A 13389-nucleotide genomic window follows, 5' to 3' on the forward strand; every position below is an offset into this window, starting at 1 on the left:
ATCCGCCAAGCCAGGCCACACCCTGGAGATATGTGGTCTGGTCTGCGCCGACGGATGCACCCCGGTTAATCTTTTGCATCTGAATGTGGCGGAAATATGAGGAAGCATTCCGAATCTGGCATGCGATCCTCGCACCGCCGGGCGGCGGTCAGGCGGCCAGGCTTTCGATGCGGTCCTCGGCGGCGCGGATCGTGCCCTCGCTGTCGAAAACCAGCTGGTCGGCGGCGACGAACTCCACGTCGGAGATGCCGAAGAAGCCCAGCATATGCTTCAGATAGCCCGAGGCGAAGTCGATGCCGGAGCCCATCTTGGTGCCGTCCGACGACAGCGCAACGATGGCGCGCTTGCCCTTCAGCAGACCTTCGGGTCCCTCGGCCGTGTAGCGGAAGGTTTCACCCTTGCGCGCCAGGTGGTCGATCCAGCTTTTCAGCGTGGCGGGCAGGCCGAAGTTGTAGACCGGCAGGCCGATGACGAGGATGTCGGCGGCCTTGACCTCCGACAGCAGGCGGTCCGAATAGTCCGCGATGCTGGCCTGATCGGCGTTGCGCGCCTCGGGTGCGGTGTAGACGGCGCCGATCCAGCCCGCGTCAATCTGCGGAACGCCACGCGACAGGTCACGCTCGGTCACGGTGGCGCCGGGGCTGGCTTCGGAAAGCTTGGCGACGATCCGCCCCGTCAGCCGGCGGGAAACGGAGGCTTCGCCCTTCAGAGAGCTGTCGATGCGCAGGATGTGAGTCATTTCTGGGTCCTTCACGATTGGGTGCGAGCCAGAAATAGGCATTGCTGATCTGAACAGAATAGCGGTAAATACGCATATTCTGTTTATGGGTGCACAGTATGGGCTTCGACAACTGGGATGAGGTGCGCACCGCGTTTCAGGTCGCGCGGCTGGGGACGGTGTCTGGCGCGGCCGAGGTTCTGGGCGTCCACCACGCGACCGTGATCCGCCACATCGACGCGCTTGAGGCGCGGCTGGGCGCGCGGCTTTTCCAGCGCCACCCCCGTGGCTACACGCCCACCGAGGCGGGGCAGGAGCTTCTGAAGGTCGCGCGGGTGACCGACGACCAGTTCGCCCAACTTGCAGCGCGGATCGCCGGCGCGGGGGCGGAGTTTTCGGGCGAGCTTGTCGTGACCTCCCTGCCCGGGCTTTCGCCGCTTGTCACGCCCGCGCTGATCGCCCTGCAACGCCAGCACCCGGCGCTGCGGGTGCGCTATGTCACCGACCCGCGCGTGTTCCGCCTGGAATACGGCGAGGCGCATGTCGCGATCCGCGCCGGGACCCGCCCGCAGGAACCCGACAATGTCGTCCAGCCGCTCCTGACCCAGAAGGTCGCGCTTTACGGGACCGAGGAGTATCGCGCGCGCTATGGCTTTCCGGCCACCGACGAAGAGGTCGCGGGGCATCGCTATGTCGGTGCGATCGATGATGATAACCGCGCGCCCTTCAACCGCTGGCTCATGACGAAGGCGGGGGCTGAGGCCGTCGTGTTCCGCGCCAACGAATTGCGCGCGCGCACCGACGCGATCCTCGGCGGTGAGGCGCTCGGATTCCTCACGCTGCATGAGGCGGCGGGGCTGGATCGGCTGCGTCAGGTTCTGCCGCCGCGCGAGGAATGGGAATCGTCGCTGTGGCTTGTCACGCATGTCGATCTGCACCGCAGCGCCAAGATCCAGGCCTTTTTGGCCGCGCTGAAGGATCACGCCCGCGACTGCGCGCAGCCCTGACCATGGCGGAACACCTGCGCGGGCATCTCGCGATGCTGGTCTTTTCGCTTTGCATCGCGGGGTCTTTCTCGCTCGGTTCGATCGTGGCCAATCGGATCGACCCGGTGGTTCTGACCGCCGCGCGCTTTGCCCTGGCGGCCTGCCTGATGGGCGCGGCCGTGCTGCTGACGGCGCGCTTCGAGCGCCGCGCGCTTTCCGCCCCCTGGCGCTATCTGGTGCTGGGCGGGCTCTTCTCCGTCTACTTCGTGCTGATGTTCGAGGGGCTGAAGACCGCGCGGCCGGTGCAGGCGGCGGCCGTCTTTACCCTGACCCCGGTGATCACTGCGGGTTTCGCCTATCTCCTGCTTCGGCAGGCGATGACGCGGCGGATGGCGGCGGCGCTCGCCATTGGCGCGGCGGGGGCGACCTGGGTGATCTTTCGCGCAGACCTTGGGGCGCTCATGGCCTTCGAGGTCGGCGGCGGGGAGGTGATCTATTTCGCGGGCTGCATCGCGCATGCGATCTACACGCCGATGATCCGGCGCCTGAACCGGGGCGAGGCGCCGGTGGTCTTCACCTTCGGAACCCTTGTCGCGGGCGCGGGGCTGCTTTGCCTTTACGATTGGCGCGCGATCGTTGGCACGGATTGGCGGAGCCTGCCGGGCATCGTCTGGCTGACCATCGGGTACCTGACCCTGTTCGCCACCGCCGCGTCCTTCTGGCTGGTGCAATATGCGACGTTGCGACTGCCCTCGGCCAAGGTGATGGCCTATACCTATCTGGTCCCCAGCTGGGTGATCCTTTGGGAAATCGCGCTTGGCCATGGCGTACCGAATGCGCCCGTCCTTCTGGGGGTGGCGGCGACTTTCGGGGCGCTCTGGCTGTTGCTGGACAATGAGGAGCGGGCATGATCGGCATTCAAGGCATCCACCATGTGGCGCTCATCGTGTCGGACTACGACCGGTCGCGACGGTTCTATACTGAAACGCTTGGGCTGGCGGTGATTGCTGAAACCCTGCGGGCCGAGCGGCAGTCCTGGAAGCTCGACCTTGCCGTCCCCGGCGGCGGGCGGCTGGAGCTGTTCTCTTTCCCCGCGCCGTCCGCACGCCCCAGCCGGCCGGAGGCCTGCGGGCTCAGGCACCTCGCGCTGGCGGTCGCAGACGTCGCCGAGGCCAAGGCACGGCTGGAGGCGCAAGGCGTGATGGTGGAGCCGATCCGCCGCGATGCGCTCACCGGGCGTGATTTCACGTTCTTCGCGGATCCCGACGGGTTGCCGATCGAGCTTTACGCGACCGGATAGGCCTCCGCCGTGCCATCGTCGAGTTCGCCGGCAAGGAACCGCTCGAACGCATCCAGGTCCACCGCCTCGAACATCCCGAAGCCCGCGATCCAGACCGTGGCCGCCCGCATCGCGTCGGGTTCGAGCTTGCACCAGATCACCCGGCCGCGGCGTTCCTGGCTGATCAACCGAGCCTCCGCCAGCACCTTGAGGTGCTTGGAGATCGCGGCCAGAGACATCTCGAACGGGGCGGCCACATCGGTCACGGCCATGTCGTCTTCAAGCAGCATGGCCAGGATCGCCCGGCGGGTGGGGTCCGAAAGCGCGGCGAAGATCAGGTCGAGGTTCATGGCGCAATCATAGCGTCCCGGCCCGGCAATCGGAAGCGCGCCATCCGAGGCGCGCCATGGGCGCCCGGAAGAAAGCCCGCGGGATGCGCAGGAAACGGGTGTACAGTCGCCCGCGTCCTGGCGCAAAAGGCAGTGCGCTAAGCAGAGAGGGTGAGGGGCCATGCCGCTCAGATACTGGGGTCTGATCGTGATCCTCGGCATAGGCTGGGGATCCTCGATGTTCTTCAACGAGATCCTGCTGAGGGAACTCGGACCGCTCCAGGTCGCCCTGGGCCGCGTCGGGCTGGGGGCTCTCGGGTGCTGGGCCTGGGTGCTGGCCACGCGGCGCAAGGTCCGGGTGACGCTGCCCTTCCTGCGTGACGTGACGGTCTTCGGGTTTCTGCAATACGCGGCGCCGCTTGCCATCTTTCCCGCCGCGCAGCGCCTCATCACCTCGGGCGAGGCGGGCATTGTCAACGCCATGACGCCGATCCTGGTGGTGATCATCTCTCACCTCTGGCCCGGGGGTGAACGGGCGACGGTCTACAAGACCCTAGGCGTGCTCTGCGGCTTCTCAGGGATCTTGATGCTGGCTTTGCCCGCGCTCGACACCGGCCTGACGGGGCAGTTCGGGGCGTTGTTGTTCTGCGTCCTGGCGCCTGTCTGCTACGGGATCGCGATCAACTGGTACCGCCGCTTCAAGGGGCACGACGCGACGGCGGTGACGGCCTGCGGCCTGCTGGCCGGGACGATCCTGCTGGTGCCCGTGGCGCTGGCGGTCGAAGGTGTGCCCGTGATCCGTCGGGCCGAGACCTGGGGCGCCCTGTTCTTCATCGGCTTTGTCCTGACGGCCGCGGCCTTCATCGTGATTTTCTGGCTGCTCCCGCGGATCGGCGCCACGGCGACCTCCACCGTCACCTTCATCACGCCGGTCTCTGCGGTGACGCTGGGCGCGGTCTTCCTCGGAGAGGCGCTGGGGGCCGCCCACTTCCTGGGGATGGCGGCGATCTTCCTGGGCCTGGTGCTGATTGACGGCCGCCTGTTGCGGCGCGTGTTCCCGACCGCCGCCGCGACATAATCAACCGTGCAGTTGAATAAGCCAAAAGCGCCGAATTGACGGGCCACGGCGGCGCCGTGCCGGTCTGCCCCGAATCTGAGAATTCCTAAACCTTTTATTTTCAATAGCCTAAGGCAGCACCGGCGCCGAAATCAGCGCATTGACTCGTGGCCGATAGGATTCTAGCTATCGCGCGAATGTCGAAAGGGGCTTCCCGATGTCCGACGAACCCGATCCAGAGCGTCTGAAGGCGCTGGACGACCGGATCGCGGGGATCAGGAAGGCGCAAGCGCCCAAGCCCCGGATCGACGAACACTACTCTGCCGCGAGCCAAGGCTGGCGGATGGTTATCGAGCTGGTTTCGGGACTCGGGATCGGCTTCGGCATCGGATACGGGCTGGATCTCCTTTTCGGGACGCTGCCCATTCTGCTGGTGCTGTTCACATTGCTGGGCTTCGCGGCCGGGGTGAAGACGATGCTTCGCACCGCGCAGGAGTTCCAGGCGCAAGGACAGGCGGAACGTTCCGCCAACGACGAAGGGGAATAGACGTGGCGACGGAAGAGCACAGCGAAGGCCTTGCATTCCACCCGATGGACCAGTTCATCGTCAAACCGCTGTTCGGCGGCGACGAGGTCGGTGTCCTGACGGTGACCAACGTCACGCTGTGGATGGCGATCGCGGTGCTCGCGATCATCGCGCTCTTCGTGCTGGGCACTCGCGGCCGCGCCGTGGTGCCGAGCCGCACCCAGTCGGTCGCGGAACTCGCCTACGGCTTCGTCCACAAGATGGTCGAGGATGTCGCGGGCCATGACGCCGTGAAGTTCTTCCCCTACATCTTCACGCTCTTCATCTTCATCGTCTTCTCGAACTTCCTGGGCCTCTTGCCCAAGGCGTTCACCCCGACCTCCCACATCGCGGTGACGGCGGTCCTGGCGATGGCGGTGTTCCTGACCGTGACGATCGTCGGCTTCGTCAAGCACGGGCTGCACTTCCTGGGCCTCTTCTGGGTGTCCTCGGCGCCGCTGCCGCTGCGCCCGGTGCTGGCGTTGATCGAGGTGATTTCCTACTTCGTGCGCCCCGTCAGCCACTCCATTCGTCTTGCCGGCAACATGATGGCGGGTCACGCGGTTATCAAGGTTTTCGCGGCCTTCGCTCCGCTGGTCCTGATCTCGGGCGTCGGCATCGCGGTCACGCCGCTGTCGATCCTGGCGATCACGGCGATCTACGGGCTCGAAATCCTCGTGGCCTTCATCCAGGCCTATGTCTTCACCATCCTGACCTGCGTCTACCTCAAGGATGCGCTGCATCCGGCCCACTGACGCCCGGTCTTCAACCCAACTCACCAATCCAACCGTAAGGAGATACACTATGGAACTCGCAGCTGCAGCCGCTCTCGGCAAATTCATCGGCGCCGGTCTTGCCTGCATCGGCATGGGCGGCTCCGCGATGGGGGTGGGCAATGTTGCCGGCAACTTCCTCGCTGGCGCTCTGCGCAACCCCTCGGCCGCTGCCGGCCAGACCGCGACCCTCTTCATCGGCATCGCCTTCGCCGAAGCGCTCGGGATCTTCTCGTTCCTCGTCGCGCTTCTGCTGATGTTCGCCGTCTGATCCCGAACGAACCATCCTTACGGTCGGGTGGGTGCCTTGGCGGCGCCCACCCGATGTAGACAGGGTTCCAGGGGGACGACATGGCGAACACCACCGAAACGGCAACCGAGGCCGTCGGCGAAGCGGCCAGTCACGCCGCCGAGGCGGCGGGACACGCGGCGCAATCCGCGGGCATGCCGCAACTCGATACTTCGACCTTCGCGAACCAGATCTTCTGGCTCGTGGTGGCGCTTATCGTCATCTACTTCGTGCTGTCGCGCATCGCGCTTCCGCGGATCGGCGGCGTGCTGGCCGACCGTCAGCGCACGATCACGAGCGATATTGCCGCTGCCGAAGAGCTGAAGGCGAAGGCGGTCGAGGCGGAGAAAGCCTACAATCAGGCGATCGCCGACGCACGGACCGAGGCGGCCAAGATCGTGGCCGAAGCCCGGGCCGAGATTCAGAAAGACCTCGACGCGGCGACCGCCAAGGCGGATGCCGAGATCGCGGCCAAGGCGGCCGAATCCGCCGCCCGGATCGACGAGATCCGCGCCGGCGCGATCGAAAGCGTCAAGGAAGTTGCGAACGACACCGCGGCGGCCCTGGTCGCGGCGCTGGGCGGTTCGGCCGATGGCGCGTCTGTCGCCACTGCGGTCGCGGATCGGATGAAGGGGTAAGACGATGAAAAAGCTTTCCCTCGCCCTGATCCTGGCCGCTTCGCCGGCGATGGCGGCTTCGGGCCCGTTCTTCAGCCTGCGCAACACCGACTTCGTCGTGACGATCGCCTTCCTGCTGTTCGTCGGCGTGCTCTTCTACTTCAAGGTCCCGGCGCTGATCGGCGGGCTTCTGGACAAGCGCGCCGCCGGGATCAAGGCCGACCTCGATGAGGCTCGCGCGCTGCGCGAAGAGGCGCGCTCCATCCTGGCGTCCTACGAGCGCAAGCAGAAGGAAGTCCAGGACATGGCCGACCGCATCGTCGAGACCGCCAAGCGCGAAGCGCAGGCGGCCGCCGAGCAGGCCAAGGAGGACCTCAAGGCCTCGATCACGCGGCGCCTTGCCGCGGCCGAAGACCAGATCGCCTCGGCCGAGGCGGCTGCGGTGCGCGAAGTGCGCGACCGGGCCATCGCGGTGGCCGTCGCGGCGGCCAGCGACCTGATCGCCAAGAACATGACGGCGGCCGAACGCGGCAAGCTCGTTGAGGCGTCGATCGCGGAAGTCGAAGCGAAGCTGCACTGAGCGATCGCAACAGAACCAGGTGAAGCCCGGCCCCCGATGGCCGGGCTTTTCTTTTGTCCGCGCCGCTGCAAAGCTCAGGGCAGACGCAGCGCGAGGACGCCATGACGATTTCCATCCGCCCGGTTCAGCCAGTAGACCGCGAAGCCTGGGGCCGGCTCTACAGGGGCTACGCCGCTTTCTACCGGGTCGAGCAGAGCGAAGAGATGCGCGCCCGTGTCTGGTCCTGGCTGATGGACCCGGGGCATGAGGTCCGCGGCCTCGTGGCCGATTCCGGCGGCACGCTGCTGGGGCTCGCGCATTTCCGGCCCTTCGCGCGGCCGCTTTCGGCAAGCGTCGGCGGGTTTCTGGACGATCTGTTCGTCGGCCCCGACGCGCGCGGCGGCGGCGCGGCGGAGGCCCTGATCGAAGGCGTTCGCGCAGCAGGCCGCGCCGAGGGCTGGAGCGTCATCCGCTGGATCACCGCCGAGGACAATTACCGCGCACGCGGGCTTTACGACCGCATGGCGGAGCGGACCCGCTGGGTAACCTACGACATCCGGCTTTGACCGCGCGCCGCTTGGGCGCCCTATAGCCGCCCCTCCTCCTGAGCGAAGCGCAGGCGGGCGACGGATTCGTTCCGCTCGGTCCGGAAGTGGTCCTTGAGCGCGGTTTCGACAAAGCTCAGGTGGCGCTCGACGGCGGCGCGGGCGCCTTTCGGGTCGCGCGCTTGCAGGGCGACGTTGATCGCGCGGTGCTGGTCCAGAAGCGCCTCGCGCGTGGTTTTCTGGCGGAACATCACCTGGCGGTTGTAGAAGACGCCTTCGCGCAGCAGGCCGAACATCGCCCGCATCATGTGCAGCATGACGACATTGTGGCTGGCCTCGATGATCGCCATGTGGAACTCCGCGTCGAGGGCGGATTCGTCCGAGGGGTCGCGCTTGCGATGGGCGGTTTCCATCTTGTGGAAGACGGCATCGACGATCTTCAGATCGGTGTCCGACCCTAGGCGCGCGGCGCGTTCGGCGGCGAGCGCCTCCATGTCCTTGCGGAAGTCGAGGTAATCGAAGACCGCGTCGGGGTGGCGCGCGAAAAGCTCGATCAGCGCGGGCGAAAAGGCGGAGTTGAGAACGTCCGCCACGTAGATGCCGGAGCTGGCGCGGGTCATCAGAAGACCCGCGGCTTCGAGCTGTCCGACCGCCTCGCGCAGTGAGGGGCGGGACACCCCGAGACGCTCTGACAGGTCGCGTTCCGACGGCAGCCGTTCCCCTGGGCGCAGCACGCCTTGCAGGATCAGCCGCTCGATCTGGCGCACAACGGTTTCGGACAGTTTTTCCGGCTCGATCTTCTGAAATGGCATGAATTCACCCCGAATTGGTCAAATTCTATGACCGCTGCCGCGGGTGGGCAATGAAAAAAGGCCGGGCGAGGCCCGGCCTTTTCAAACGCGGCGCCGCTTAGCGGTTGGGACGAATGATGATGTCCACGCGGCGGTTCTGGGCGCGCCCTTCGGCGGTGTAGTTCGAGGCGATGGGCTCGCTTTCGCCACGGCCATAGGCTTGCAGCCGGTAGCCCGCGACGCCCGCGCCCTGGAGGATCGCGGCAACGGATTGCGCGCGCCGCTCGGAGAGCGTCTGGTTATAGGCGGCAGTGCCGGTGTTGTCGGTATGGCCGATGACCTGCACCGTCGTGTCGGGGTAACGGTTGATGCTGGCGGCCAGCGTCTGGAGGTCGCCGCGCAGCGTGGACGACACGACCGCGCTGTCGGTGGCAAAGAGGATGTCCTGCGGCATGCGCACGATCAGTTCGTTGCCGGTGTTGATGATGCCGATGGCACCGTTGTCGAAGCTCGCGGCAAGCTCGGCGGCCTGCTTGTCGAGGTTGTTGCCGATCACACCCCCGGCGATGCCGCCGATGATGGCGCCGCCAAGCGCGCGGTTGCGCCGTTCCTTGGCCGTATCGCCCGAGATCAGCCCTGCAAGCGCGCCGATCCCCGCGCCCACGGCCGCGCCCTCGCGGGTGCGCTGGTTGGGGTCGTTGGGGTTGTACTGCTCGGGCGGCGTACAGGCGGCCAGAAGAAAGGCCCCGGCGGTGGCGGCCATGAGGATCTTGGTGATGCGCATGAAGCGTCTCCCGTCTTTGACATCTCGTCGTCAGGTGGGGCATAGCGCATCTGAAAGGCAATAACACGCGGTCGAAAGGCACTTGCGCGGCAATCCGCTTGCGGCGCTCAGGCGCTTTGTGCCTCGGCCCGCGCGGCTTCCCAGGCCAGCATGGCGCGCTTGACCGGCAAGCCCCAGTGGTAGCCGCCAAGCCCCCCGGACTTGCGCAGCGCCCGGTGGCAGGGGATCAGCCAGCTGACCGGATTGCGGCCCACCGCCGTGCCGACCGCGCGGATGGCCGTCGGGTGGCCGATGGCGCGGGCGAGCTCGGAATAGGTCGTGACCTGGCCCGAGGGGATCGACAGGAGCGCCTCCCAGACCTTGATCTGGAAGGGCGCGCCGATCATGTGCAGCCGCGCCTCGCCCCGGCCGTCGAAGGCGGCCTTGACCCAGGGCGCGATCGCCTCCGGTGCCTCGGTAAAACGCGCCTTGGGCCAGCGGCCGCGCAGGTCCGCCATGGCGGCCTCGCGCCCGCAGTCGGCGGCGAAGGCGAGCCCGCAAAGACCGCGCTCCGTTCCCATGGCCAAGGCTTCGCCGAACGGGGTGGGAAACCAGCCGTAGCGGATCGTCAGCCCCTCGCCGCCGCGGGCGTATTCGCCGGGGCTCATCGCCTCCCACGCCAGGAAGAGGTCGTGAAGCCGCCCGGTCCCCGACAGCCCGGCCTCCGCCGCGGTGTCGAGAAGCGTGAAACGCTCCGCCAGGAGCTGCTTGGCGTGGTCGAGCGTCAGGTACTGCTGGTAGCGCTTGGGCGACACGCCGACCCAGCGGGAGAATACCCGCTGGAAATGCGCGGGGCTCATCGAAAGCCGCGCGGCGAGGTCGTCGAGCGAAAGGGCCCGCCCGTCGCCGTCGATATGCTCAAGCGCGCGGGCGATGGTGCGGTAGTGATAGGCGCTGTCGTCAGGCATGTCGCGGTCTCCTTCATCTCCTCCAAGCTAGGGCAACGACGCTGCCACCGCGACCCGAAAGCTGCGCTTTGCGCTTGCGGTGGCGCCATGGGACGGGGCATATCCGGCACATGGCCAGCCAGCTTGATTACCATGCGATCCACGAGATCTTCACCCGTTTCCACGCCTCGGAACCCGAACCGAAGGGCGAGCTGGAGCATGTGAACGCCTTCACCCTTCTGGTTGCGGTCGCGCTTTCGGCGCAGGCGACGGATGCCGGGGTGAACAAGGCGACACGCGCGCTTTTCAAGATCGCCGACACGCCCGAAAAGATGCTGGCCCTGGGCGAGGACGGGCTGATCGAACACATCAAGACCATCGGCCTGTTCCGCCAGAAGGCCAAGAACGTGATGAAGTTGTCGCGGATCCTCGCCGAGGACTACGAAGGCCAGGTGCCCTCGTCCCGCGCGGCGCTGATGACCCTGCCGGGCGTCGGGCGCAAGACGGCGAATGTGGTCCTGAACATGTGGTTCCACTTCCCCGCGCAGGCGGTCGATACCCATATCTTCCGCGTCGGCAACCGCACGGGTATCGCCGCCGGCAAGACGGTCGAGACCGTCGAGCGCGCGATCGAGGACAACATCCCGGTGGAGTTCCAGCAGCACGCCCACCACTGGCTGATCCTGCACGGCCGCTACATCTGCGTCGCGCGCAAGCCCAAATGCGGGGCCTGCCTGATCCGCGACCTTTGCCCCTATGAGGAGAAAACCCTGTGAGCAGATATGAGGTTGTCGGCATCGGCAACGCCATCGTCGATGTGCTGACCCAGTGCGACGACGATTTCCTCGACTGGATGGGGATCGAGAAGGGGATCATGCAGCTTGTCGACCGCGAGCGGGGCGAGACGCTTTACGCCGCGATGAAGGAACGCACGCAGGCGCCGGGCGGTTCGGTCGGAAACACGCTGGCCGGTCTTGGCAACCTGGGGCTGAAAACCGCCTTCGTCGGCAAGGTCAAGGACGACGCGCTGGGCCGCTTCTACGCGAAATCGCTGGAAGCGGAGGGGACGGCCTTCCCCAACCCGCCCTCGGCGACCGCCGAACTGCCGACCTCGCGCTCGATGATCTTCGTGTCGAAGGACGGGGAGCGTTCGATGAACACCTATCTGGGTGCGGGCGCCGACTTCGGGCCGGAGGACCTGGACGAGGGGATCGCGCGGGCCGCCGACTATCTTTTCCTTGAGGGCTATCTGTTCGACAAGGACGAGGGCAAGGCCGCGTTCCTCAAGGCCGCCGAAGCTTGTCACCAGGGGGGCGGCAAGGCCGGTATCTCGCTTTCCGACCCGTTCTGCGTGGATCGTCACCGCACGGATTTCCGGCGGCTGGTGCGCGACCAGATGGACTACGTCATCGGCAACGAACATGAATGGAGCTCGCTCTACCAGCGCGATGATCTGGAGGCGGCGCTGGCCGAGGCCCGCAAGGATTGCCAGTTGATCGTCTGCACCCGCTCGGGCGCAGACGTGATCCTGATCCGTGGCGGCGAGCGGGTCGAGGTCCCCGTGCATCGCGTGGTGCCCGTCGACGCCACCGGCGCGGGCGACCAGTTCGCGGCCGGGTTCCTCTATGGTTTGGCCACCGGGCAACCCCTTCAGAGGGCGGGCCGCATGGGCTGCATCGCGGCGGCGGAGGTGATCAGCCATTTCGGCGCGCGCCCCGAGGCCGATGTCAAGGCGCTCTACCGGGCCGAAGGGCTGATCTGAGCCCCCCGCGGGCGGACGCCTCAAGGCAGGAACCCGGCGAGCGCACTCAGTTCCGCGCCGTGCAGCCAAAGGGCGAGCGCGGCGCCCGCCAGGCTGATCAGCGCCATGGCGGCATCGTGCAGCGGGTCCCAGCCGCCGTGCTTCCGCGCAAGGTGGATCACGACCCCATGGGCCAGAACATGGGCCAGCGCGAAGCCGAGGAAGGCCCCTTCGAGCCCCCAGTAGGTGATCCCCAGAAGGAAGAGCCCGGTCTGAAGGACGGCCCGTGTGAAGTTCAGGAAGAAGACGGCGCGCGAATCCCCGGCGGCGAAAGCCACGGCCTCGTAGGTGATGCCGATCAGGTAGGGCAGGTTCATCAGCGCAACCGCGACGACCACGCCGCCCGAGGCAAGGAAGCGGTCGTCGTAAAGGATGTCGATGATCGCCACGCCCAGCAGCGCCAACGCGATCTGGCTTGCGGCGACCACCACGGAAAACCGCATCCGGATACGGCGGACGAGCGCAAAATCAGCCGGATCTTTCCCCGGCGGGTGGTCGCGGCAGAGCGGCAGCATCAGCCTGCCGTTGACGGCAATGGCAATGGCCATCGGCGCGGTGGCGATGAAGAAGCCGACGTTGTAGATGCCGATCCCCTCGATGGTCAGGAACTTGCCGAGGATGATCTTGTCGCTCTGCGAGAGCAGGAAGTTGAACGCCGTGCTCAGGAAGATCCATTTGCCGAAGCGGACAAGTTCGTGGCGGGCTTCCTTTTCCCAGCGGAAACGGTTGCGCGGGCCGGGCAGATAGCGGTCCATCAGGATCAGCTTGATGAGGCTGCCGATGACGTTTCCGATCGGCAGCGCCCAGACCGAGCGGGTGATCAACGCCAGGATGACCATCGCGACAAGGCCGAGCGCGTGCGACAAGAGTTCGATCACCGTGAGCCGGCCGATCAGCAGGTGACGGGCGGCGGTGTGCGTGCGCGTGGGCAGGAAGCCCAGGAATACGAAGGCAAACCCTGCCACCGGCAGGAGTTGGGCCAGCATCGGCTCGCCGAAGAAGAGTGCCGCCGGCCAGGACAGGATGCAGCAGGCGATCCAGAGCAGGACGTTGCGGATCACCTGGATGGTCCAGGCGGTATCCAGAAAGTCCTGGTCGTCGCCGCGCTTGCTTTGCTGGATCGAGGGCGCGATGCCGATGTCCGAAAACATCGCGACGCCGACGAAGACGACCGTGACCAGCGTCATCAGGCCGAAGGCTTCGGGAAACAGGATGCGCGAGAGGACCAGATTGCCGATCAAGCGCACCATCTGGCTGCCGAAATAGCCGCCGATGGTCAAAAGCGTTCCCGAGGCGATACGATCCGCCACCCTGCCAAAGGGGGCCGAACCCGTGGCCCGCGCCGCGCCACCGGGGGTGGACAACGCACG

At 66.5% G+C, this 13389-nt stretch carries 18 protein-coding genes; 12 read left to right on the top strand and 6 right to left on the bottom strand.

What is annotated here, in order from left to right:
- Positions 1-148 precede the first annotated feature (148 nt).
- A complete protein-coding gene (locus tag OE647_RS04655) occupies positions 149-739 on the bottom strand; it encodes an FMN-dependent NADH-azoreductase (protein WP_263720498.1) in 591 nt (196 codons plus the stop codon).
- Positions 740-837: 98 nt separating this feature from the next.
- Between OE647_RS04655 and OE647_RS04660 the strand changes: the two genes are divergently transcribed.
- Genes OE647_RS04660 through gloA2 form a run of 3 tightly spaced genes read left to right on the top strand, consistent with a single transcriptional unit; the run spans position 838 to position 3004 of the window.
- Entirely contained in the window at positions 838-1725 is an 888-nt protein-coding gene (locus OE647_RS04660; RefSeq protein WP_263720500.1) for a LysR family transcriptional regulator, read from the top strand.
- 2 nt (positions 1726-1727) lie between these two features.
- Positions 1728-2615 (top strand): DMT family transporter, encoded by an 888-nt coding sequence (locus OE647_RS04665; protein ID WP_263720501.1) that lies wholly within the window; start codon positions 1728-1730, stop codon positions 2613-2615.
- Positions 2612-3004, top strand: a complete 393-nt coding sequence (gene gloA2 / locus OE647_RS04670) for an SMU1112c/YaeR family gloxylase I-like metalloprotein (protein WP_263720502.1) — start codon at positions 2612-2614, stop codon at positions 3002-3004. The genes OE647_RS04665 and gloA2 overlap by 4 nt, the downstream gene beginning before the upstream one ends.
- Here gloA2 and OE647_RS04675 read toward each other — a convergent pair.
- Positions 2989-3333: an ArsR/SmtB family transcription factor gene (locus OE647_RS04675; RefSeq protein WP_263720503.1), complete on the bottom strand. Its 345-nt coding sequence runs from the start codon at positions 3331-3333 to the stop codon at positions 2989-2991. The genes gloA2 and OE647_RS04675 overlap by 16 nt on opposite strands.
- Before the next feature lie 160 nt (positions 3334-3493).
- Between OE647_RS04675 and OE647_RS04680 the strand changes: the two genes are divergently transcribed.
- The 7 genes from OE647_RS04680 to OE647_RS04710 all read left to right on the top strand — a co-directional run bounded on the left by OE647_RS04680 (position 3494) and on the right by OE647_RS04710 (position 7738).
- The gene (locus OE647_RS04680; protein ID WP_263720504.1) at positions 3494-4390 is read left to right on the top strand and encodes a DMT family transporter; all 897 of its coding nucleotides are present in this window, start codon (positions 3494-3496) and stop codon (positions 4388-4390) included.
- A 196-nt stretch (positions 4391-4586) separates the two neighbouring features.
- Entirely contained in the window at positions 4587-4916 is a 330-nt protein-coding gene (locus OE647_RS04685; RefSeq protein WP_263720505.1) for an AtpZ/AtpI family protein, read from the top strand.
- 2 nt (positions 4917-4918) lie between these two features.
- Positions 4919-5689: a F0F1 ATP synthase subunit A gene (locus OE647_RS04690; protein WP_263720506.1), complete on the top strand. Its 771-nt coding sequence runs from the start codon at positions 4919-4921 to the stop codon at positions 5687-5689.
- A gap of 49 nt (positions 5690-5738) precedes the next feature.
- A complete protein-coding gene (locus OE647_RS04695) occupies positions 5739-5978 on the top strand; it encodes a F0F1 ATP synthase subunit C (RefSeq protein WP_263720507.1) in 240 nt (79 codons plus the stop codon).
- Between the two features lie 80 nt (positions 5979-6058).
- Positions 6059-6634, top strand: a complete 576-nt coding sequence (locus OE647_RS04700) for a F0F1 ATP synthase subunit B' (protein ID WP_263720509.1) — start codon at positions 6059-6061, stop codon at positions 6632-6634.
- Between the two features lie 4 nt (positions 6635-6638).
- On the top strand, positions 6639-7193 hold the full coding sequence (locus OE647_RS04705; protein ID WP_263720510.1) for a F0F1 ATP synthase subunit B: 555 nt from the start codon (positions 6639-6641) through the stop codon (positions 7191-7193).
- A gap of 101 nt (positions 7194-7294) precedes the next feature.
- Complete coding sequence (locus tag OE647_RS04710) at positions 7295-7738, top strand: GNAT family N-acetyltransferase (protein WP_263720511.1); 444 nt, start codon at positions 7295-7297, stop codon at positions 7736-7738.
- A 20-nt stretch (positions 7739-7758) separates the two neighbouring features.
- On the opposite strand, the gene OE647_RS04715 is transcribed toward OE647_RS04710, so the two are convergent.
- From OE647_RS04715 to OE647_RS04725, 3 genes are all read right to left on the bottom strand, one after another.
- Positions 7759-8529 carry an FCD domain-containing protein gene (locus OE647_RS04715; RefSeq protein WP_263720513.1) on the bottom strand — a complete coding sequence of 257 codons (771 nt, stop codon included), beginning with the start codon at positions 8527-8529 and terminating at the stop codon, positions 7759-7761.
- Between the two features lie 97 nt (positions 8530-8626).
- Entirely contained in the window at positions 8627-9292 is a 666-nt protein-coding gene (locus OE647_RS04720; protein ID WP_263720514.1) for an OmpA family protein, read from the bottom strand.
- Positions 9293-9399: 107 nt separating this feature from the next.
- Positions 9400-10239 carry a bifunctional helix-turn-helix domain-containing protein/methylated-DNA--[protein]-cysteine S-methyltransferase gene (locus tag OE647_RS04725; RefSeq protein WP_263720516.1) on the bottom strand — a complete coding sequence of 280 codons (840 nt, stop codon included), beginning with the start codon at positions 10237-10239 and terminating at the stop codon, positions 9400-9402.
- Positions 10240-10349: 110 nt separating this feature from the next.
- On the opposite strand from OE647_RS04725, the gene nth reads away from it, so the two are divergent.
- Positions 10350-10994 carry an endonuclease III gene (gene nth, locus OE647_RS04730; RefSeq protein WP_263720517.1) on the top strand — a complete coding sequence of 215 codons (645 nt, stop codon included), beginning with the start codon at positions 10350-10352 and terminating at the stop codon, positions 10992-10994.
- Positions 10991-11980, top strand: coding sequence for an adenosine kinase (locus OE647_RS04735; protein ID WP_263720518.1), 990 nt, complete (start codon positions 10991-10993; stop codon positions 11978-11980). The genes nth and OE647_RS04735 overlap by 4 nt, the downstream gene beginning before the upstream one ends.
- Positions 11981-12000: 20 nt before the next feature.
- Here OE647_RS04735 and OE647_RS04740 read toward each other — a convergent pair whose 3' ends face one another.
- A complete protein-coding gene (locus tag OE647_RS04740; RefSeq protein WP_263720519.1) occupies positions 12001-13383 on the bottom strand; it encodes an oligosaccharide flippase family protein in 1383 nt (460 codons plus the stop codon).
- Positions 13384-13389 lie beyond the last annotated feature (6 nt).

Origin of the sequence: Albidovulum sediminicola (assembly GCF_025751575.1) — a bacterium.
Taxonomy (GTDB): domain Bacteria; phylum Pseudomonadota; class Alphaproteobacteria; order Rhodobacterales; family Rhodobacteraceae; genus Albidovulum; species Albidovulum sediminicola.